This is a genomic window from Pseudomonas sp. PK-RTE-24, assembly GCF_054052265.1.
Genome location: NZ_CM133224.1, coordinates 2,484,878 through 2,504,500, shown reverse-complemented (window position 1 = coordinate 2,504,500; position 19,623 = coordinate 2,484,878). Strand labels below are relative to the sequence as shown.

The window sequence follows — 19,623 nt, the reverse complement described above, 5'->3', positions numbered from 1 at the left end:
AAGCAACAGATACAGGGGCGTCGCCAAGCGGTAAGGCAGCAGGTTTTGATCCTGCCATGCGTTGGTTCGAATCCAGCCGCCCCTGCCATTTTCTCTACTCATCCAGGTTACCCTCAGCCTCTAGGTACTGCGCGTGTCCAAGATGATGGTCTTTACGGGGAATGCCAACCCCGATCTGGCTCGGCGTGTCGTACGTCAGCTGCATATCCCTCTCGGTGACATCTCTGTCGGCAAGTTTTCCGACGGCGAAATCACAGCCGAGATCAATGAAAACGTTCGCGGTAAAGACGTCTTCATTATTCAGCCGACCTGCGCTCCGACCAACGATAACCTGATGGAACTGGTAGTGATGGCTGATGCCTTCCGCCGCTCCTCAGCTACTCGTATCACTGCTGTTATTCCTTATTTTGGTTATGCCCGTCAGGATCGCCGTCCGCGTTCCGCACGTGTGGCTATCAGCGCGAAAGTCGTTGCTGACATGCTTACCGTAGTCGGCATCGACCGTGTTCTCACGGTTGATCTGCATGCTGACCAGATTCAGGGCTTCTTCGATATTCCGGTAGATAACATCTACGGCTCCCCGGTTCTGGTGGATGACATCGAAGATCAGCGCTTCGAAAACCTGATGATCGTGTCCCCGGACATTGGTGGCGTCGTGCGTGCACGGGCTGTTGCCAAGTCGCTGGGCGTCGATCTCGGGATCATCGACAAACGCCGTGAGAAAGCCAATCACTCTGAAGTGATGCATATCATCGGTGATGTCGAAGGGCGTACCTGTATTCTGGTCGATGACATGGTCGATACCGCCGGCACCCTGTGCCACGCGGCCAAGGCCCTGAAAGAGCATGGCGCAGCCAAGGTCTTTGCCTACTGCACACACCCTGTGCTGTCGGGCCGGGCCATCGAGAATATCGAAAATTCCGTGCTGGACGAGCTGGTGGTCACTAACACCATCCCGCTGTCCGCTGCAGCACAAGCCTGTGCACGTATCCGTCAACTGGATATCGCACCGGTTGTTGCCGAAGCGGTTCGCCGCATCAGCAATGAAGAATCGATCAGCGCGATGTTCCGTTAAGGGCCCTGCCCTTCGCGAAATGTCTCGTTGACGAAAAGCGCCCCGCCCCGGCATTCCTGTCGGGGCGGGGCTTTTTTGCCCATACCGTGTTCGGCGCTGGTCGCAAACGCCACTCGGTCATGGCTATTTTGGAGATACAAAATGAACGATTTTACTCTGAATGCTGAAGTGCGTTCCGACCTGGGGAAAGGTGCGAGCCGCCGCCTGCGTCGTCTCGCCGCTCTGGTTCCAGCTGTTGTTTACGGTGGCGACAAAGCCCCTGAATCCATCAGCATGCTGGCCAAAGAAGTTGCCAAACTGCTCGAAAACGAAGCGGCTTACAGCCACATCATCGAGCTGAACGTTGGTGGCACCAAGCAGAACGTCATCATCAAGGCGCTGCAGCGTCACCCGGCCAAAGGCCACGTGATGCACGCTGACTTCGTACGCGTTGTTGCCGGCCAGAAACTGACCGCCATCGTGCCTGTACACTTTGTTGGCGAAGAAGCTCCAGTGAAGAAAGGCGGCGAAGTTTCGCACGTTGTTGCTGAAATCGAAGTGACCTGCCTGCCAAAAGATCTGCCTGAGTTCATCGAAGTCGATCTGTCGAAAGCAGAAATCGGCACCATCATTCACCTGTCGGACCTCAAAGCTCCTAAAGGTGTTGAGTTCGTTGCTCTGGCACACGGCGATGACAAGGCTGTTGCCAACGTCCACGCTCCACGTGTTGCTGCAGAACCTGCCGAAGAAGGCGAAGCAGAGTAATTCACTCTGTCATGCCGGAGTGAGCAAGTAACATCGCGGACTGGAACGTAGCGAGAAAGCGGGCGAGAACGCGGAGTTTACATCCATGGTAAATGAGCATTTTTCGTCCACTTTCGCCGCTTTCCCCGATCGCGGCGATGTTATCCACCACTCCAAGGAAGGGCCCCTATCGTGACTGCCATCAAACTGATCGTTGGCCTGGGAAATCCAGGCGCTGAATACGAACAGACCCGGCATAACGCAGGGGCCCTTTTTGTTGAGCGCATCGCCCACGCACAGAATGTGAATCTCGTGGCCGATCGCAAATATTTCGGCCTGACCGGGCGCTACTCGCATCAGGGTCAGGATGTTCGTCTGCTGATTCCCACCACCTACATGAACCGCAGCGGCCAGGCCGTGGCGGCACTCGCCGGTTTCTTCCGCATCAAGCCTGAAGAAATCCTCGTGGCGCATGACGAACTCGACTTGCCTCCGGGCGTTGCCAAGCTCAAGCAGGGCGGCGGCCATGGCGGTCACAACGGGTTGCGCGACATCATTGCGCAACTGGGCAATCAGAATACGTTCTACCGTCTGCGGCTTGGCATCGGCCACCCGGGCGTTGCCAGTATGGTTTCAAATTTCGTCCTGGGTCGTGCGCCACGCGCCGAACAGGAAAAACTCGATGCCAGCATCGACTTTGCCCTCGGCGTGCTGCCGGATATCCTCGCCGGGGAATGGAACCGCGCGATGAAAAACCTGCACAGCCAGAAGGCCTGACTTTTACCCGAGGGGAAACACCATGGGATTCAATTGCGGCATCGTCGGCCTGCCTAACGTCGGCAAGTCCACCCTGTTCAACGCCCTGACCAAATCCGGTATCGCGGCGGAGAACTTCCCCTTCTGCACCATCGAGCCGAACAGCGGCATCGTGCCGATGCCGGATCCACGTCTGGAAGCGCTGGCGGCCATCGTCAATCCCAAGCGCATCCTGCCGACCACCATGGAATTCGTCGACATCGCTGGCCTCGTCGCCGGCGCCTCGAAAGGTGAAGGCCTGGGCAACAAGTTCCTGGCCAACATCCGCGAAACCGACGCTATCGCTCACGTGGTGCGCTGCTTCGAAGACGACAACGTGATCCACGTGTCCAACAGCGTCGACCCGAAACGCGACATCGAAATCATCGACCTAGAACTGATCTTCGCCGACCTCGACAGCTGCGAGAAACAACTGCAGAAAGTCGCGCGCAACGCCAAGGGCGGTGACAAGGACGCCGTGGTTCAGAAGGCTCTGCTCGAGCAACTGATCGCGCACTTCACCGAAGCCAAACCGGCACGCAGCCTGATGAAGAACATGAGCGCGGACGAGAAAGCCGTGATCAAGGGCTTCCACCTGCTGACCACCAAGCCGGTCATGTACATCGCCAACGTTGCCGAAGACGGTTTCGAGAACAACCCGCACCTGGACGTGGTCAAGGCCATCGCCGAAGAAGAAGGCGCCATGGTGGTTCCGGTGTGCAACAAGATCGAAGCGGAAATCGCCGAGCTCGATGATGGCGAAGAGAAGGACATGTTCCTCGAGGCCCTGGGCCTGGAAGAGCCTGGCCTGAACCGCGTGATCCGCGCCGGTTACGAAATGCTCCACCTGCAGACCTACTTCACCGCTGGTGTCGAAGAAGTCCGCGCCTGGACCGTCAAGGTCGGTGCCACCGCACCACAGGCCGCCGGCGTGATCCACACCGACTTCGAAAAAGGCTTCATCCGTGCCGAAGTCATCGCCTACAACGACTTCATCCAGTACAAGGGCGAAGCCGGCGCCAAAGAAGCCGGCAAGTGGCGCCTGGAAGGCAAGGATTACATCGTCAAGGACGGCGACGTGATGCACTTCCGCTTCAACGTCTAAGCAACAGCCGCACAAGAAAAAGCCGCGTTTGATACGCGGCTTTTTTGTGCCCGAAAGATTGTTAAAAGATCGCAGCCTTCGGCAGCTCCTACAGATGTACATCTATCCCCTGTAGGAGCTGCCGAAGGCTGCGATCTTTTGATCTCAAGCTTTTTTAGTACGCGGGAGAAAGATCGCCAACACACCAAACAACGGCAGGAATGAGCAAAGGAAATACACGTACTCAATCCCGTGCACATCCGCCAGATGCCCGAGCAGCGCCGCGCCAATCCCGCCGAAACCGAACATCAGGCCGAAGAAAATCCCGGCAATCATCCCGACATTACCCGGCACCAGTTCCTGCGCGTACACCACGATCGCCGAGAATGCCGACGCCAGAATGAAGCCGATCACCACGCTGAGAATGCTGGTCCAGAACAGATCGACATGCGGCAGGATCAAGGTGAATGGCGCCACCCCCAGGATGGAAAACCAGATCACTGCCTTGCGCCCGATCTTGTCGCCGATAGGCCCGCCGAAGAACGTCCCTGCCGCCACTGCGCCCAAAAACAGGAACAAGTGCAATTGCGAACTCGCCACCGACAGGTCGAACTTCTCGATCAGGTAGAAGGTGAAGTAGCTGGTGAAACTGGCCATGTAGAAATATTTGGAGAACACCAGCAGCCCCAGGACCACCAAGGCACTGGTCACCCTGCCCTTCGATAAGCCGTGCGTCGCGGCTTGGCCGGCCTTGAGCTTGAACAAGTTGAGGTGATTGGCGTACCAGCGGCTGATGCGGTACAGCACGAACAGCGCAAACACCGCGAACAGCCCGAACCACGCCACATTGCCCTGGCCGAAGGGAATGATGATCGCCGCCGCCAGCAATGGGCCGAACGCGGAGCCGGCATTGCCGCCGACCTGAAAGGTCGATTGCGCCAGACCAAACCGGCCGCCCGAGGCCAGCCGGGCAACACGCGAGGCTTCCGGATGAAAGGTCGACGAGCCAATGCCGATCAGCGCCGCCGCCAGCAGAATCAATGGGAAGCTGCCGACCACCGACATCATCAAAATGCCGATCAAGGTACACACCGTGCCTGCCGGTAACAGCCACGGTTTGGGGTGGCGATCAGTGTGATACCCGACCCACGGCTGCAACAGCGACGCGGTCAACTGAAAGGTCAAGGTGATCAGGCCGACCTGGGTAAACGTCAGGCCATAGTTGGCCTTGAGCATCGGGTAGATCGACGGCAGCACCGACTGGATCAGGTCATTGATCAGATGCGCCAGCGCCACCGCGCCAATGATGCGCATCACCAAGGGGCTGCTTTGCGGAGCAGCGGTCGCCGAGGCAGCGGCGGTCTGGACGTTGCTGATAGCCATGGAAAATTCCGGACAGCAGATGGGTGCCCGCAGGCAGGTGCGTCAATGTGCCATTTTTCGGTGCGCTCGCGCTATCCCCTTAGCCAGCTAACTAACCAACATTCCTATCTCGCGTAGGAGCTGCCGAAGGCTGCGATCTTTTGATCTTGCTTCTAAGCATCAAAGTCAAAAGATCGCAGCCTTCGGCAGCTCCTACAGGGGATCGCTGGTGGCGAAGGTGATAGCTCAACGCCATGGTCTGAATCTTGCCTTGCTTCTGCCCTTGAACACGATCGCCTTACAAAGGCGCTCGACAATGGGAAGTTTCGCTACAGAGCCGGCCTACAGAGCGGGCGAGGGTGAACTTTCGAGGCCTTTTAGAGGGCACGGGTCGTGAGCCAACAGCTCGCGATGCACGCCAATGGTGCGTGGTGTCCAGAGGAGTCATGAGGCATGCAGGCTTTCCTTTCACCGGGGATCAAATTGCTGGGGCGGTTTGGCTTCGCAGGTAAATTCCAATTGTTGTTTCTGCTGTTCATTCTGCCGCTGGCCGGCAGCCTGTTGATGATCGGCCATGACTATCGCGAGAAGCTCAATCTGATCTCGGGCGAACGTGCCGGCGTGCGTCAGCTGCTCGCGCTGGATGCGCTGGACAACCTGCTCGCCGCTCAACGCGACCGCGCCGCCCGCTGGCGCGCCACCGAGACCAATCGTCAGCCTACACCGGCCACCCTCGCCGCCATGGCCGCCTTCGACGGCGTGCAACCGGCAGTGCTGCAAGCCACCACAGAGCTGGGCAATGCCCTGAACCAGCAAGGCGCCGACGGCGCAATCCTCGAACGCTTTCAGGCGCTGCAAACCACACTCAATGGCCTGGATTCGAAAAGCCTCAGCAGCGTCGGCTGGTGGCCGGACGGTTATGACCGCTTCACCAATGCCTTGGGCGCGCTGCAAGCCTTGCGCGAGCAGATCGTCATGGACAATCGCCTGACCCTTGCACCGTGGCTGGAAACCTACCTGCTGACGCAGATTTCCACGCAGCACGCGCCGGACCTGATCGAGCGGGTCGGCCGTCTCGCCGCAGTCGGCCAGGCTTCGGTCGTCTCCGGTCAGTTCACCCTGCAGAGCCGCCTGCAGTTGCGCGATCTGCGCAGCCGCATTGGTGACGCCCGCGAGCAACTGGTGAAAACCGCCGGCCTGCTGGAGGCGCGTCTGCCAGCCGAGCTGCAAGCCTGGGCCGGCCAGTATCACGACAGCCTGAAACACCTCGACAGCGGCCTGAAAGTCCTCGACGACGGTGTGTTTGGCGGCAGCATCAACCTCAAGCCAGAGGACTTCGAACGCAGCCTCGACGCGCTGCTCACCGACCTCGCTTCCCTGCGCCAGCAATCCCTGGTCGCGCTGGATCAGCGGCTCGATGCGTATTACAGCTCGGCGATCCGCCAGTTCATTCTTGTCGCTGCTATCTTCGGTTGCTTGCTGTTGGCCGCGTTGTATCTGTTTGTCTGCCTGCAAGCCTCGATTCGCCGTAGCGCCAGCGGCATCACCTTGCTCGCCGAAGCCTTGCGCGACGGTAACCTGAGCCTGCAAGTGCCGGTGGTGGGGCGCGATGAGCTGGCAGCGATCAGCACCGCGCTCAACGTCGCTGTGGTGCAATTGCGCAGCAGCATGCTTGGCGTCGACCACGAGACCTCGCAGTTGAGCAACGCGGTACGCAGCCTCAACCAACACTCCAGCGGCGCCCTGAGCGAAGTCGAAGCGCAGCAATTGCAGATCAGCCAGATCGCCGCTGCCGCCACGCAATTGGCCGCCACCTCGCAAGGCGTCGCGCAGAGTTGCGAACAGGCCTCCGGCAGCGCCCAGCAAACCCGGCGCATCGCCGCCGACAGCAGCCGCGACAGCCAACGCACCACGGCGAGCATTCAGCAGCTCAATCAGCGCCTTAACGATACCGCCGCCGCGCTTGGCCGGGTCAGCGAGCAAGGCCAGCAGATTCAACTGGTCGTGGATACCATTCGCGGCGTCGCCGAGCAGACCAACCTGCTCGCGCTCAACGCCGCCATCGAGGCCGCCCGCGCCGGCGAACAGGGTCGCGGCTTTGCCGTGGTCGCCGACGAGGTGCGCAGCCTCTCGCAGCGCACGCAATCGTCCACCGCGCAGATCGCCGGCACCGTCGACAGCCTGCGCGCCACGGTCAACGAAGCGGTAAGCCTGATGGAAGCCGCCTGTGGTCAGGCGCAATCGGATGCCGAAGCAGTCACCGGACTCGGCGAACGCCTGGGAGAAATCGCCAGCGCCGTACAGAGTGTCACCGACACCCTGGCGCAAATCGCCACAGCGGTTGAAGAACAGGCCAGCACTGCCGACGAAGTCAGCGGCAATATCCAGCAGGTCGATCAAGCGGCGGTGCGTTTGCTCGAAGGCGCACGCGCCGTAAACCTCGCGGCGGACACCTTGAGCCAGGGTAGCGAGGCACTGAGCGCCAATACCGCCAGATTCCAACTGCGCTGACGCCCTCCCCGGCCCCGATTTTCGGGGCTGGAGGATAAGCAGTTGAAAACAGGAAGAAATATTTTCGATTTACGCTTGACGCTTTGCCATTTCAGGGGAATAATGCGCGCCACTTGGCTACATAGCTCAGTTGGTTAGAGCATAGCATTCATAATGCTGGGGTCCGGGGTTCAAGTCCCTGTGTAGCCACCAAGTACTAAAAACGGCTTACCGAAAGGTAGGCCGTTTTTTTATGCCTCGAGAAAAGTCCTTTTCCTCCCGCTCCCTGCATGCAATTCAGATGCCTCCGTAAGAAAAAAGTAGATCTCTGGTACGAAACGGATCTTTCGTAGCATCAGCCACCTGTCGCTCTCTCCCCGAATCGCTCCTATACCGACAAGCTCCCCTGGCTCGATTCAGCGCCATACAGGGAGTTGGCATGCCTCAATACAAATACCTTCTCGACGATGACTGGTTATTAAATCCGTATAGCGGTGGCAGGGCCTGGTTTACTTTGCTTCCACCGAAAGCGCCGGAGCCGGTGTACATCGAGAAGGATGAGTGGCCTGCGCCCAAGCCACGCGAAGACAGGGTCTTTGCCAAGTCCTGCACGCCGGACAACTGGTGTCGCACGGACGCTGGCACTGCCGAGGAGCCAGCCAGCAACTTCGGCAAGATCATGGTCGCCGGCGCCATGCTCATGCCCTCCGCCAGTACCGCTGTAGCGACGGCGATAGGTGCCGACCTGGCTTTGGGGCGTCTGGCCGGCGGCGGGATTTTGCAACAGCGCCTGAACTGGGCCATCCGTGGCGCCGGCGGGCCGGCCAGCGTGTTCGTGCTGGGAATGCTGCCGAGCAAAATGGCCGACGGCACGCTTCACACCGACGAAGAACTACGCCGCATGAGCCGCGCCACCACGCGCGTGCGCTTCCAGTTTCGTCGTGATGCCGAAGGTGTTCTGCGGGTTTACGGCATCCATTCCGGCGCCTCTGGCGACGACGCCGTACGCACGGTGAACGTCAAGTGGAACGCCGACAAGACCGCCATGGAGGCCAAGCTCAACGGCATCACCATTCTCTGGACGCCGCAACGCGGGCCGTTGGGATCGATGCCTCCGCTGGTTTATCCCGACCACGGTGAGGCACTCGACCCGATCCTCGTCCACCCGATCCCGGACAACACCGATAGCCAGATTGAGGGTCTGCCGGGCGAGGATGTAACGGCCGAGGATTGTATTCTGGTGTTCCCGGCGGACACCGGGCTGAAGTCGTTGTATGTGGTTTATTCAAGGCCGGCGAGGCAGACGCCTGGGATCGTTACGGGGGTGGGAGAGGATGTGGCGGGGATATGGCTTGCGGGGGCTGATTCGGACGTGGGGGTTCCGATTCCAACAGACGTTGCCAACTCTCTACGAGGACGAGAATTCAAAAACTTCGACTCATTCAGAGCAACCTTTTGGAAAACTGTTGCAGAGTCAACATCGGGTGGGGAGTTGATTGAACAGAATGTTGGTCGCATGCGTAAGGGTAAGGCGCCACGTGTGCGTAAAGCCGATAGAGTCGGCGGTAGAAAGTCTTATGAAATTCACCATCTCGAAAAAATATCCAAGGGTGGTGGCGTATATGACCTAGATAACCTTCGAGTAAATACTCCTCGGAACCATATCGATATACACCGGCGTGAATAGGCAAATATGAAAGACACCTTATTAAAAGCCAGCATTTCTGAATACACAGAGGCCGAATTCGTCGCGCTACTACAAGAGCTCGCGAAAGAGGATGAAGAAGCTGAAAACGATGATCGTGCTGATTTACTGTTGGCGCACTTCGAGACAATCAGCGAGCATCCAGCAGGATCGGACTTGATCTACTACCCGGAGCCTGGTGCTGATAACTCCCCTGTGGGGGTAATGCAAAGTGTCAGGGACTGGCGAGAAGCACAGGGATTGCCGGGGTTCAAAGACTCTTGATAAATCGTGTCGTTGAGGGTTCGAGCCATCGAGTTAACTTTGGCTGTCACGATTTATTGCGTCTCAACACATCCAAGATTCGTGCATGAGATAGGCAATGGCAACGGAATTCCTTATTAAAGACGATTTGTCAGATTACACCGAGCAAGAATTCATCAACGTCCTTGAGCGCATTATCGGAAATGAGGGGAGCGAAGAAGAAGAAAGCAAGCTCGTTCTGCACTTCAATTTGATATGTGGACACCCAACAGGATCCGATTTGATTTTTTACCCTGAAGATGGCGCCGATGACTCGGCACAGGGAATCATTGAGTCATTGAAGAAATGGCGTAGTGACCATGGGCTGTCGGGCTTCAAGCAATGATAAGAAAACGCACCAAGCAAAGCATAGCTGACTACACAGAATCAGAATTCATCTGTTTCGTGAAAAATATAAGAGCAGTCAACAGAAGTGGGTCTGACAAGGAGCTTGGCAGATTGCTGGCGGAATTCAGGGCTTTGACCGGCCACCCCGCTGGAACAGACCTGATCTACTACCCCGAGCCCGGAGCAGATACAACATCTGCCGGAATAGCTCGTACAGTCATGGCATGGCGCGAAGCGAATCGACTACCTGGGTTCAAGACATGAATCCTGCCGCCCTTTTCATTTGTAACTGTGGAACTACAACTTGGGAATGTCATGACTAACATATCCGACTACACCGAAGCAGAATTCTTGAAATTTGTGCAATCTGTTCTTGCAGCCAACACAAGCCCAGACGAGATTCTCGATCCGCTGTTGTTTGAATTTGAACGTCTGTGTGAGCACCCAGCGGGCACTGACCTTATCTATTGGCCCGAGGATATGAAACAACAAACAGCCGAGAGCATTACCGAAATCGTGAAAAAGTGGCGCTCTACCCATGGTCTACCCGGCTTCAAGCAATAAGTTTCTGACTCACTAACCCTGCATCACTCTCAAGAAGATCGCATCGCCTGAGTTACCGCTTTCGCGAGCAGGCTCGCTCCCACAAGGGTATCGTTTTCGGCCGAACGATTGGCGCGGCCGCTGAGCGGGAGGGCTGTAATCCTCACGCAGTTTGCACCCCGCCGGCCCGCTCGATAAAGTCCCCGAAGACTTCTACCCCACGGACGGAGAGCCCGCGTGTTTCCAGCCCAGCCCTTAAAGCGCTTTCGCCTGCCAGCCCTGACACTGCTTGTCAGCGCTCTGACCCTCACCGCATGCAACGCCCCGCCCTCTTCTTCCTTGCCGCTGGCACCGGAAGCCGCTTCCGGTTACCGCACTGATCTGCAAACCCGTCATGCCAATAAACACATGGCCGCTGCTGCCAATCCACTCGCGGCCGAAGCCGGGCGGGAGATGTTGCGTCAGGGTGGTTCGGCGATTGATGCGGCGATTGCGATGCAGGCGGTGTTGACGCTGGTTGAGCCGCAGTCTTCCGGGATCGGTGGCGGGGCGATGATTGTGTTGTGGGATGGCAAGCAGGTGCGCACCTATGACGGCCGCGAAACGGCGCCGGCCGGGGCCACCGAGAAGCTGTTCCTGAAGGCTGACGGTAAACCGATGGCCTTTACGCAAGCGCAGATCGGCGGGCGCTCGGTCGGTACGCCCGGGGTATTGCGGGCGCTGGAGCTGGCGCATCGACAACACGGTCGCTTGCCATGGGCGAAGCTGTTTGAGCCAGCGATCAAACTGGCCGAGCAAGGCTTTGCGATTTCCCCGCGTCTGCATTCGCTGCTGACTGCCGATCCACTGATACGCCAGTCGCCAGACATGGCTGCGTACTTCCTGAATGACGATGGCAGCGTCAAAGCTGTCGGCACGCGCCTGCAGAACCCGAAGTTGGCGGCCGTGTTCAAACGTATCGCCAGCGAAGGTGCCGATGCGCTGTACAAAGGTCCGATCGCCGAAGAGATCGTCGCCAGGGTTCAACAGCACGCCAACCCCGGCAGCCTGTCGCTGAACGATTTGCAGCGTTATCAGGCCAAGGAGCGCGCGCCGCTGTGTACCGACTACAAGCGTTGGCAGGTCTGCGGCATGCCGCCACCGTCGTCGGGCGGGATCGCCGTGGCGCAGATTCTCGGCACGTTGCAGGCGCTGGAGACTCGCGCCCCACGCCTGTCGCTGACCCCGCTCAAACCAACGAAAACCGATAAGCCGGCCGGCATCGAACCGGTGCCGCAAGCAGTGCACCTGATCGCCGAGGCTGAACGTCTGGCCTATGCCGACCGTGCGCAATACGTGGCCGACACCGACTTCGTCCCGGTGCCGGTCAACGGTCTGCTCGATCCGGCCTACCTGGCCAGCCGCGCCAGCCTGATCGGCGAGCGCAGCATGGGCAGCGCCAAACCGGGCACACCGCCGGGCGTGCAGGTTGCCTATGCACCGGACCGCTCGCCGTTGCGTATCTCGACCTCGCAAGTGGTGGCGGTGGATGACCTCGGCGGCGCCGTGTCGATGACCACCACCATCGAAGCCGCGTTCGGCTCGCACCTGATGGTTCAGGGTTTTCTGCTGAACAACCAGATGACCGACTTTTCGTTCATCCCCGAAGAGAACGGGCAGAAAGTCGCCAACCGCGTCGAACCGGGCAAACGCCCACGTTCGTCGATGGCGCCGACACTGATCTTTGATCGCAACACTGGTGAATTCGTCGCCACGGTCGGCTCGCCCGGCGGTTCGCAAATCATCGAATACGTGGCGAAAACCACCATCGGCCTGCTCGACTGGAACCTCGATGCACAAAGTGCGATCAACCTGCCCAACTTCGGCAGCCGCAATGGCCCCACCGAACTGGAACAGGGACAGTTCAGCCCGGCGCTGATTCAGGCACTCAAGGACAAGGGCCACGCGGTCAGCGAAATCGACATGACCAGCGGCACCCAAGCGATCGCGCGGGTGAAGGATGCGCAGGGCAAAGCGACCTTGACGGGGGGGGCCGATCCTCGGCGTGAGGGAGAAGCGTTGGGGGACTGAAACACCGCATTGAAAAAGGCCTGCCGAGCAGCAGGCCTTCTCCCGGGAGTAAATCAGACCGCCAACGTCTTGCCATCCACCCCATCCCCAATCTTCAGGAAATGCCCGCCCGCAACGTGATGCAGCGTGCGCAATCCATCCTGCCCTTCGAAATGCCAGCGCCCATCGCTGAACACACGCTCATCGGCCTGGGCGGCGATGACTTCGGCGAGGAACAGGTCGTATTGCTCGTGATTGCGCGGCTCTGGCAGCAGGCGGCATTCGAGCCAGGCAACACAACCCTCGAGCAGCGGCGCTTCAACCTGTTCGCCGGCAAAGGTGTGCAGGCCGTACGCCTGAAATTTGTCGTGCCCCTGGTTACGGGTGATTTCCAGGCCGGACGTATTGCCGACGGTTTGCACGATATCGGCCTGATTGACGCAAGGCACGTTCAGCACAAATGTGCCGGAGGCTTCGAGCAACTGGCGGGTCCAGGTGGATTTGTCGAGGACGACGGCGACTTTCGGCGGTTCGAAATCCAGCGGCATGGCCCAGGCGGCGGCCATGATGTTGCGCTGCCCGTCGTGAGCGGCACTGACGAGAACGGTCGGCCCGTGATTGAGCAGGCGATAGGCTTTGTTCAGGGGTACCGGACGGCGTTGGGAGTCGCTCATGGGGATCTGCTCCGGGGGAAAAGGAGCCGATTGTAGCGCTGTCACTGGCGAAACACAGAACCTGTGGGAGCGAGCAGATGCGGCGCTGCCCCTCGGTGATCGTTCCCACGCTCTGCGCGGGAATGCATCCTGTGACGCTCTGCGTCACGCCAGCGAAGGAACGCGGAGCGTCCCGGGCGGCATTCCCACGCAGAGCGTGGGAACGATCAGTGCGGTGTCAGTGAGAGAGCTGATTGGCAAACTGCCCCACCGCATCCACCACTTTCTGCGCACCGTCCTGAATCTCGACGATCACCGTGCCCGCCTCCGCCGCCAGCGCCAGGCCCTGTTCGGCCTGAAGCTTGCCGTCGGTCATCAGCGCCACGGCATTGCGGGCCATTTCCTGGTTCTGCCGTACCACGCCGACGATTTCGTCCGTCGCCTGGCTGGTGCGCGAGGCCAGTTGCCGGACCTCGTCCGCGACAACGGCAAAACCACGCCCCTGCTCGCCGGCCCGGGCGGCTTCGATCGCGGCGTTGAGCGCCAGCAGGTTGGTCTGTTCGGCAATGCCGCTGATGGTTTTGACGATCGTGCCGATCACCAGCGACTGCTCGTTGAGCGCCTCGATACCTTCGCCAGCGGCTTGCATGTGCAGCGACAAATCACGCATCACGTTGACCGCTTCGGTGACGACCGTGGTGCCCCGTTGCGCGGTGCTGTCGGTTTGTTGCGAGGTGCTGTAAGCGATGCTCGCTGCGTCGGCAACCGCCTGCTCGCGGTTGACCTGATCGGTGATCACCGTGGCGAACTTCACCACTTTGTACAGTCTGTCGTTGGCATCGACCACCGGGTTGTAGGACGCTTCCAGCCACACCGTACGACCATGGCTGTCGATACGCTTGAAGCGGCCTGCGACGAATTCGCCACTGTTCAAGCGCCGCCAGAAGTTCTGGTACTCGGCGCTGTTGTATTCTTCCGGGGCGCAAAACGTGCGGTGATGTTTACCCTTGATCTGCGCCAGGCTGTAACCCATGCCGTTGAGGAAGCGATCATTGGCGCTGAGCACATTGCCGTTGAGGTCGAATTCAATCACGGCGGTGGAACGCACCAGCGCACCGATCAGGTTCTCATGCTCGCGGGAGGCCTCGATGGTGCGGGTCAGGTCGCTGGCGTAGAAGGAAATGTGTCTGATCCGGCCATCGGACGAGCGTACCGGTTGCACGATGGAACGCAGCCACGCCTCGTCGCCATTGCCGCGCAACAGGCGCACGGCGCCGGCGAAGTGCTCGCCACGGCTCATCGAGTTCTTGAAGCGCTGATGGAATTCGTCGGTTTTGACGTGGGCCGGGACGATGTCTTCGATTGCCCGGCCGATCAGGTCCTGGCTCTTGTAGAACATTTCATCGAGAAAATTCTGGTTGACCGAACGAATCCGCCCGTCGGGCTCAAGGGTCAGCGCGAGCATTTCGCTTTCCAGGCTTTCCTTCACTTGTACAAGGCTGGAGAGTTCTTCGCGGAGAGCGGCCAGCTCTTGCTTCAAGCGTTTATTGAACATGGGAAAGCACCGATGGCAGGGTAGTTAGCGGATACAACCTAGCCATCGGCCTTGCGCAGCTTTTCTTAAGCCAGCGCCAGACCCGTCAGTCGAAAATAATCCGGCGCTTGCGGATCAGGCAGCGCCGGCCGCCTGACACGGTCCGGTACGTGACATGCGCGCACCGAAATACGCCGCCGTCACAATCCCCACAGCGCCCATCACGGCACAAAAGATCACGCAGATCCATGGACTCCACGGCATCAGACCAATCAGCAACAGCGGTGTGATACTTGCCCAGGCGGCGTAGGCAATGTTGTAGGTGAAGGAAATGCCCGACACGCGAATCCGCGCCGGGAACAACCCGACCATCACCGAAGGCACCGCGCCCACTACCCCACAAGCCAGGCCGGCGACCGCATAGGCAATGCCGATCCAATGGCCGCCCATGATCAGGCAGCCATACAACACGCCAATGCCCAGCGGCAGCAACAGGCTGTACAGCATGACCGTGCGCCAGGCGCCGATGCGGTCGACCAGCAGTCCGGCGATCACGCAGCCGATATTCAGAAAAACGATGCCCAAGGCACTGAGGCCGAAGGTGTGGCTGGCGGTCATGCCGAAGGTTTTCTGCATCATCGTCGGGGTGATGACCACGAACACCACCACCGCCGAGGTCAGCACACAGGTGAGCAACATGGCCGGCAGCATGGCCAGACGATGTTCACGCAGCACCGTGCGCAGCGGCAGCTCGACCCGCGCCTCGCGCTGCGCTTCCATGGCCATGAACACCGGGGTTTCGCTGAGCCAGCGGCGCAGATAAACGCCCACCACACCGAACACGCCGCCGAGCAGAAACGGATAGCGCCAGGCGTAATCGAGAATTTCGGCAGGCGTGAAAACCTGTGCCAGGAAGGTCGCAGTGAGTGCGCCGATCAAGTAACCGAACGTCAGGCCGGCCTGCAGAAAGCCCAAGGCGTAACCACGATGGCCGACAGGCGCATGCTCGGCGACGAACACCCAGGCACTCGGCACTTCACCACCCACCGCAGCGCCTTGCAGGATGCGCAGCGCCAGCAACAGCAAGGGTGCGAAATATCCGATCTGCGCGTAGGTCGGCATGATCCCGATCAGCAGGCACGGCAGCGCCATCATCAGGATGCTCAGGCTGAACACCTTTTTGCGGCCCAGACGGTCGGCGAAATGCGCCATCAGAATCCCGCCCAGAGGCCGCGCCAGATAACCGGTGACGAAGATGCCGAAGCTTTGCAGCAAACGCAGCCACTCGGGCATTTCCGGGGGGAAGAACAGCTGGCTGAGGGTCAGCGCAAAGAATACGAAGATGATGAAATCGTAGATTTCCAGCGCCCCGCCAAGCGCCGCAAGGCCGAGGGTCTTGTAGTCGGAGCGGCTGAACGGCGCCGGTCGGGCTGGAGAATTGGCAGTCATGACAAAGAACTCAGGCATCGGCAAAAACCAAGGCGCCCATGGTCTACGCAAAAGCACGGATCGACAACCCGTCAGACCATAGTCTCGGTTTGCGAAAACCTGCTCAACAAAAGGGCGGCGCTTGATTTACTGTTAGCGCCTGTCCAAGGGACCACGCCAACACCGACCAGCCGCCCATGTGGGAGCGAGCCTGCTCGCGAAAGCGTCAGTTCAGACAACCTGATGCTGAATGTGCCGACGTCTTCGCGAGCAGGCTCGCTCCCACAGGGTTCTCTGTGGCTGTCGAGCCGGGCGACTGCTCCCACGGATCAAAATAACCATAAAAAATCCGAGGTACTTCCCGTGGCCGTTGATATCGAAGATAGCCGCTCCGCGCGCTTTGCCCTGCGCTGTTCCAGTTTTGCCGAACGCTGGTTTCCCGATTCCTGGGTATTCGCCGCGTTGGCCGTGATCATCGTTGCGCTGGCCACTCTGGCCATGGGCGCCAAACCCACCGCTGCAGCGATGGCCTTCGGCGACGGCTTCTGGAGCCTGATCCCGTTCACCATGCAGATGGCCTTCGTGGTGATCGGCGGCTACGTCGTCGCCAGCTCTCCGCCCGCGGTCAAACTGATCGACAAACTGGCACGCATCCCGAAAAACGGCCGCTCCGCCGTGGCCTGGGTAGCGTTGATTTCGATGGTCGCTTCCCTGCTCAATTGGGGTCTGTCGCTGGTATTTGGCGGGCTGCTGGTACGCGCCCTCGCCCGCCGCACCGATCTGAAGATGGATTACCGCGCCGCCGGTGCCGCTGCTTACCTGGGCCTCGGCGCGGTGTGGGCGCTGGGCTTGTCATCGTCGGCCGCACAGTTGCAGGCCAACCCAGGCAGCCTGCCGCCGTCGATCCTGTCGATCACTGGCGTAATCCCGTTCACCGAAACCATTTTTCTCTGGCAATCCGGGGTCATGCTGCTGGCGCTGATCGTGATCTCGATCATCATCGCCTACGCCACCGCGCCCGGGCCGAACTCGGCACGCGACGCCAAGGCCTGCGGCATCGACCCGGCGTTCAACCTGCCGCCGCTGCAACCGCGCACTCGCCCCGGTGAATGGCTGGAGCACAGCCCGTTGCTGATCATTGTGCTGGTGCTTCTGGCGGCGGGCTGGCTATTTCACGAGTTTTCGACCAAACCGGCGATCACTGCGATTTCCGGCCTGAACACCTACAACTTCCTGTTCATCATGCTCGGCGCGCTGTTGCACTGGCGCCCGCGCAGCTTCCTCGATGCCGTGGCCCGTGCGGTGCCGACCACCACTGGCGTGTTGATCCAGTTTCCGCTGTACGGCTCGATCGCCGCGCTGATGACCACGGTCAAAGGCGCCGACGCGCAAACCCTCGCGCATCACATCTCGACTTTCTTTGTCAGCATCGCCTCCCACGACACCTATGCGCTGCTGATGGGCGTGTATTCGGCGATTCTCGGTTTCTTCATCCCGTCCGGCGGCGGTAAATGGATCATCGAAGCGCCCTACGTGATGCAAGTCGCCAATGACCTGCAATACCACCTCGGCTGGGCGGTGCAGATCTACAACGCCGCCGAAGCCCTGCCGAACCTGATCAATCCGTTCTATATGCTGCCGCTGCTGGGCGTGCTCGGGTTGAAGGCGCGGGATTTGATAGGCTTCTCGTTTGTGCAACTGCTGGTGCACACGCCGCTGGTGCTGCTGTTGTTGTGGGCGCTGGGGACGACATTGGCGTATACGCCGCCGGTGATGCCGTAAGTCGATAAAAACGCACCTGCTCAAGGGCAGGTGCTCTCAAAACTTGGTTTGATCGCTGCTTTAGACGGGTCGCGCCTGATCAAGCACCTGCTGACGAAATTTCACTGGCAGGTCGCCGGGGGTCAGCACCTCGACCGCAACACCCAGCAGGTCTTCAAGCTCAACCTGAAGTCCGCCCAGATCAAAAAGCGTCGTGCCGGGCAGCGGGTCAACCAGCAGATCGAGATCGCTACCGTCCAGATCCGTCCCCAGCAATGCTGAACCAAATACACGCGGGTTTGCCACGCGAAAGCGCCCGATCACTTCGCGGACGGCGGACCTTTGCATGTCGAGAGCAGTAGAAGGCTTCATGACTCACCCTTGGAAAATTCGATGTCGCTGCAGTCTAGCAGTGCGGACGCGCACCAGGCAGCGTGCCTGTTGGCACAGCCGTAACAATATGTGCGCTGCTTGGGTAATACCGCATTCAGGCAAGAATCCACACTCAACCGCTTTTCTGTCAAACACCACTGATCCACTATGAAGCGCCCCCAAATCGAGGGGAACCCACGCTGAAAAGGATCTGAGCATGTTCAAACTCGCAGGACTTACCCTCGTTGCACTGACGCTAAGCGCCGCCGTCCACGCCGATGTCGACGTAAAACTGGGCAGCACCGAGCGCGTCACCCGCCTCTTCGCCTACCCCAACAATTGCAGCGTGATCTGCTTTCGCAACTGGACGCTGGAGCAGACCGTTGCTCACTACCTGAGCCAGAGCGTCCAGCGCGACGGTTACGCCGATGCCAAGGTGCTGGTGAAAACCGACAACGATCAGCTTTACGCCGAGATCACCGGAGTGCCGGACGGCTATGACAAGCCGCTGTCGGCGTTGCTCGACGCCGGCGACCTGGCTTATGCCGGCGCCAGCAAGCTCAATGCCGATGGCAAGTGGGCCTACAGCTGGTATCTGTTCCTGCCGCTGGGCATGGCCCTGGAAAATCGCAAGAGCGTCGAGTTGCTGCACTTCCCGCCTGACTACTCGCTGACCCAGGCGCAGGACTATCTGCGCTCGAACACCACCGATCGCTGGGCGACGTTGCTGACCGATAACGGCATCCCTGCCGGGCAGACGCCTGCTTATCAGACCATCATCGACATCGCGCCGATCGCCGCGCCGTCCAATGCCGGCGGGGATCTGGAGGACGTCTACGACTACTTCAAGGATTACCAGACCACGCTGGTCAAGCAGTTCAGCCAGACCGCCAGCGGCACGACGCTGCCGATGGTTGCGTTCGGGGCGCCGGTGCGCAATTGGATCAAGGAACAGTATGGGCCGACGGTGGGCGTATTGGGTCTGGCAAGCGTCAGTCCAAGCGAAGGGGTGAATGTGCCGGTGCTCGGCTCGAATCATCCGAGCTATATCTGGTACGCCGCCGATCCGAAGAGCTATACCGGCGACGATGCCCAGGCCAAGGCTGACGCGGCGGGCCTGAAAGTCATGGGCCAGGATTTGAGCGCGGCTTGCTGGCAGGCCGGGATGGGCAGCAAACCGGGCAGCGATGCACAGGCCACGCTGAACAGTTGCACACAAACATGGCAGGTGACGCAAAAGGTCAAAACCTGCGAGTTGTTCTATACCTCGATCCGCAACCTCAGCGCTGAACAAGCGGTTGCCAAGTGCGCCACGCCATCGGTCAAGACACAACTGCGACAGCTGAAAGCGCCACTGCCTGCGGCCGCTGTGCCCGCACCAACTCTGTAATCGCTGCTGGAGTCCCCCGTGTCAGCCAA

The 19,623-nt window shown here is 59.7% G+C and carries 17 protein-coding genes, 2 tRNA genes and 2 pseudogenes; 15 read left to right on the top strand and 6 right to left on the bottom strand.

The window, feature by feature from the left end:
- Window positions 1-13: 13 nt before the first annotated feature.
- From ACV8MC_RS11255 to ychF, 5 genes are all read left to right on the top strand, one after another.
- Window positions 14-88 (top strand) — tRNA-Gln (locus tag ACV8MC_RS11255).
- A 45-nt stretch (window positions 89-133) separates the two neighbouring features.
- Complete coding sequence (locus tag ACV8MC_RS11250) at window positions 134-1,075, top strand: ribose-phosphate pyrophosphokinase (protein WP_003171603.1); 942 nt, start codon at window positions 134-136, stop codon at window positions 1,073-1,075.
- 141 nt (window positions 1,076-1,216) lie between these two features.
- Entirely contained in the window at window positions 1,217-1,819 is a 603-nt protein-coding gene (locus ACV8MC_RS11245) for a 50S ribosomal protein L25/general stress protein Ctc (RefSeq protein ID WP_056790308.1), read from the top strand.
- A gap of 171 nt (window positions 1,820-1,990) precedes the next feature.
- Window positions 1,991-2,575, top strand: coding sequence for an aminoacyl-tRNA hydrolase (gene pth, locus ACV8MC_RS11240; RefSeq protein ID WP_016773203.1), 585 nt, complete (start codon window positions 1,991-1,993; stop codon window positions 2,573-2,575).
- Between the two features lie 22 nt (window positions 2,576-2,597).
- The gene (gene ychF / locus ACV8MC_RS11235) at window positions 2,598-3,698 is read left to right on the top strand and encodes a redox-regulated ATPase YchF (RefSeq protein ID WP_016773202.1); all 1,101 of its coding nucleotides are present in this window, start codon (window positions 2,598-2,600) and stop codon (window positions 3,696-3,698) included.
- A 144-nt stretch (window positions 3,699-3,842) separates the two neighbouring features.
- On the opposite strand, the gene ACV8MC_RS11230 is transcribed toward ychF, so the two are convergent.
- Window positions 3,843-5,060: an MFS transporter gene (locus tag ACV8MC_RS11230; protein WP_039761258.1), complete on the bottom strand. Its 1,218-nt coding sequence runs from the start codon at window positions 5,058-5,060 to the stop codon at window positions 3,843-3,845.
- Window positions 5,061-5,492: 432 nt separating this feature from the next.
- On the opposite strand from ACV8MC_RS11230, the gene ACV8MC_RS11225 reads away from it, so the two are divergent.
- The 8 genes from ACV8MC_RS11225 (at window position 5,493) to ggt (ending at window position 12,477) form a co-directional block, all read left to right on the top strand.
- Window positions 5,493-7,550 (top strand): methyl-accepting chemotaxis protein, encoded by a 2,058-nt coding sequence (locus ACV8MC_RS11225; protein WP_431078215.1) that lies wholly within the window; start codon window positions 5,493-5,495, stop codon window positions 7,548-7,550.
- Window positions 7,551-7,665: 115 nt separating this feature from the next.
- A tRNA-Met gene (locus tag ACV8MC_RS11220) sits at window positions 7,666-7,742 on the top strand.
- Between the two features lie 226 nt (window positions 7,743-7,968).
- Complete coding sequence (locus ACV8MC_RS11215) at window positions 7,969-9,216, top strand: S-type pyocin domain-containing protein (protein ID WP_256811404.1); 1,248 nt, start codon at window positions 7,969-7,971, stop codon at window positions 9,214-9,216.
- A 6-nt stretch (window positions 9,217-9,222) separates the two neighbouring features.
- Window positions 9,223-9,498, top strand: a complete 276-nt coding sequence (locus ACV8MC_RS11210) for a bacteriocin immunity protein (protein WP_150741817.1) — start codon at window positions 9,223-9,225, stop codon at window positions 9,496-9,498.
- A 97-nt stretch (window positions 9,499-9,595) separates the two neighbouring features.
- The gene (locus ACV8MC_RS11205; protein WP_224789895.1) at window positions 9,596-9,862 is read left to right on the top strand and encodes a bacteriocin immunity protein; all 267 of its coding nucleotides are present in this window, start codon (window positions 9,596-9,598) and stop codon (window positions 9,860-9,862) included.
- Entirely contained in the window at window positions 9,859-10,128 is a 270-nt protein-coding gene (locus ACV8MC_RS11200) for a bacteriocin immunity protein (protein ID WP_457265291.1), read from the top strand. Before ACV8MC_RS11205 ends, ACV8MC_RS11200 begins: the two co-directional genes overlap by 4 nt.
- A 51-nt stretch (window positions 10,129-10,179) precedes the next feature.
- Window positions 10,180-10,428, top strand: coding sequence for a bacteriocin immunity protein (locus ACV8MC_RS11195; protein WP_457265289.1), 249 nt, complete (start codon window positions 10,180-10,182; stop codon window positions 10,426-10,428).
- Between the two features lie 216 nt (window positions 10,429-10,644).
- Window positions 10,645-12,477 carry a gamma-glutamyltransferase gene (ggt, locus tag ACV8MC_RS11190; RefSeq protein WP_457265287.1) on the top strand — a complete coding sequence of 611 codons (1,833 nt, stop codon included), beginning with the start codon at window positions 10,645-10,647 and terminating at the stop codon, window positions 12,475-12,477.
- 53 nt (window positions 12,478-12,530) lie between these two features.
- On the opposite strand, the gene ACV8MC_RS11185 is transcribed toward ggt, so the two are convergent.
- The 4 genes and pseudogenes from ACV8MC_RS11185 to ACV8MC_RS11170 all read right to left on the bottom strand — a co-directional run bounded on the left by ACV8MC_RS11185 (window position 12,531) and on the right by ACV8MC_RS11170 (window position 16,092).
- Window positions 12,531-13,130: a flavin reductase family protein gene (locus tag ACV8MC_RS11185; protein WP_236168893.1), complete on the bottom strand. Its 600-nt coding sequence runs from the start codon at window positions 13,128-13,130 to the stop codon at window positions 12,531-12,533.
- Window positions 13,131-13,347: 217 nt separating this feature from the next.
- A pseudogene (locus ACV8MC_RS11180) lies at window positions 13,348-13,785 on the bottom strand (methyl-accepting chemotaxis protein); the annotation flags it as partial.
- A gap of 150 nt (window positions 13,786-13,935) precedes the next feature.
- Window positions 13,936-14,574, bottom strand: a pseudogene (locus tag ACV8MC_RS11175) (PAS domain-containing protein); the annotation flags it as partial.
- Between the two features lie 204 nt (window positions 14,575-14,778).
- Window positions 14,779-16,092 (bottom strand): MFS transporter, encoded by a 1,314-nt coding sequence (locus tag ACV8MC_RS11170; RefSeq protein WP_457265286.1) that lies wholly within the window; start codon window positions 16,090-16,092, stop codon window positions 14,779-14,781.
- A gap of 342 nt (window positions 16,093-16,434) precedes the next feature.
- Here ACV8MC_RS11170 and ACV8MC_RS11165 point away from each other — a divergent pair, with 342 nt between their 5' ends.
- A complete protein-coding gene (locus ACV8MC_RS11165; RefSeq protein WP_016773194.1) occupies window positions 16,435-17,853 on the top strand; it encodes a short-chain fatty acid transporter in 1,419 nt (472 codons plus the stop codon).
- Between the two features lie 60 nt (window positions 17,854-17,913).
- Here the strand turns inward: ACV8MC_RS11165 and ACV8MC_RS11160 are convergent, their stop codons facing one another.
- Window positions 17,914-18,204, bottom strand: coding sequence for a nucleotidyltransferase family protein (locus tag ACV8MC_RS11160; protein ID WP_042609686.1), 291 nt, complete (start codon window positions 18,202-18,204; stop codon window positions 17,914-17,916).
- A 217-nt stretch (window positions 18,205-18,421) separates the two neighbouring features.
- Here ACV8MC_RS11160 and ACV8MC_RS11155 point away from each other — a divergent pair, with 217 nt between their 5' ends.
- Entirely contained in the window at window positions 18,422-19,594 is a 1,173-nt protein-coding gene (locus tag ACV8MC_RS11155; protein ID WP_457265283.1) for a hypothetical protein, read from the top strand.
- Window positions 19,595-19,623: the final 29 nt, after the last annotated feature.

Bases quoted from the DNA above. Each gene is read 5' to 3' on its own strand.
- ACV8MC_RS11205 (WP_224789895.1), top strand. From the start codon at position 9,596: ATGGCAACGGAATTCCTTATTAAAGACGATTTGTCAGATTACACCGAG.
- ACV8MC_RS11230 (WP_039761258.1), bottom strand. From the start codon at position 5,060: ATGGCTATCAGCAACGTCCAGACCGCCGCTGCCTCGGCGACCGCTGCT.
- ACV8MC_RS11215 (WP_256811404.1), top strand. From the start codon at position 7,969: ATGCCTCAATACAAATACCTTCTCGACGATGACTGGTTATTAAATCCG.
- ACV8MC_RS11200 (WP_457265291.1), top strand. From the start codon at position 9,859: ATGATAAGAAAACGCACCAAGCAAAGCATAGCTGACTACACAGAATCA.
- ACV8MC_RS11210 (WP_150741817.1), top strand. From the start codon at position 9,223: ATGAAAGACACCTTATTAAAAGCCAGCATTTCTGAATACACAGAGGCC.
- ACV8MC_RS11185 (WP_236168893.1), bottom strand. From the start codon at position 13,130: ATGAGCGACTCCCAACGCCGTCCGGTACCCCTGAACAAAGCCTATCGC.
- ACV8MC_RS11160 (WP_042609686.1), bottom strand. From the start codon at position 18,204: ATGAAGCCTTCTACTGCTCTCGACATGCAAAGGTCCGCCGTCCGCGAA.
- ACV8MC_RS11155 (WP_457265283.1), top strand. From the start codon at position 18,422: ATGTTCAAACTCGCAGGACTTACCCTCGTTGCACTGACGCTAAGCGCC.
- ACV8MC_RS11245 (WP_056790308.1), top strand. From the start codon at position 1,217: ATGAACGATTTTACTCTGAATGCTGAAGTGCGTTCCGACCTGGGGAAA.
- ychF (WP_016773202.1), top strand. From the start codon at position 2,598: ATGGGATTCAATTGCGGCATCGTCGGCCTGCCTAACGTCGGCAAGTCC.
- ACV8MC_RS11170 (WP_457265286.1), bottom strand. From the start codon at position 16,092: ATGACTGCCAATTCTCCAGCCCGACCGGCGCCGTTCAGCCGCTCCGAC.
- ACV8MC_RS11225 (WP_431078215.1), top strand. From the start codon at position 5,493: ATGCAGGCTTTCCTTTCACCGGGGATCAAATTGCTGGGGCGGTTTGGC.
- ACV8MC_RS11195 (WP_457265289.1), top strand. From the start codon at position 10,180: ATGACTAACATATCCGACTACACCGAAGCAGAATTCTTGAAATTTGTG.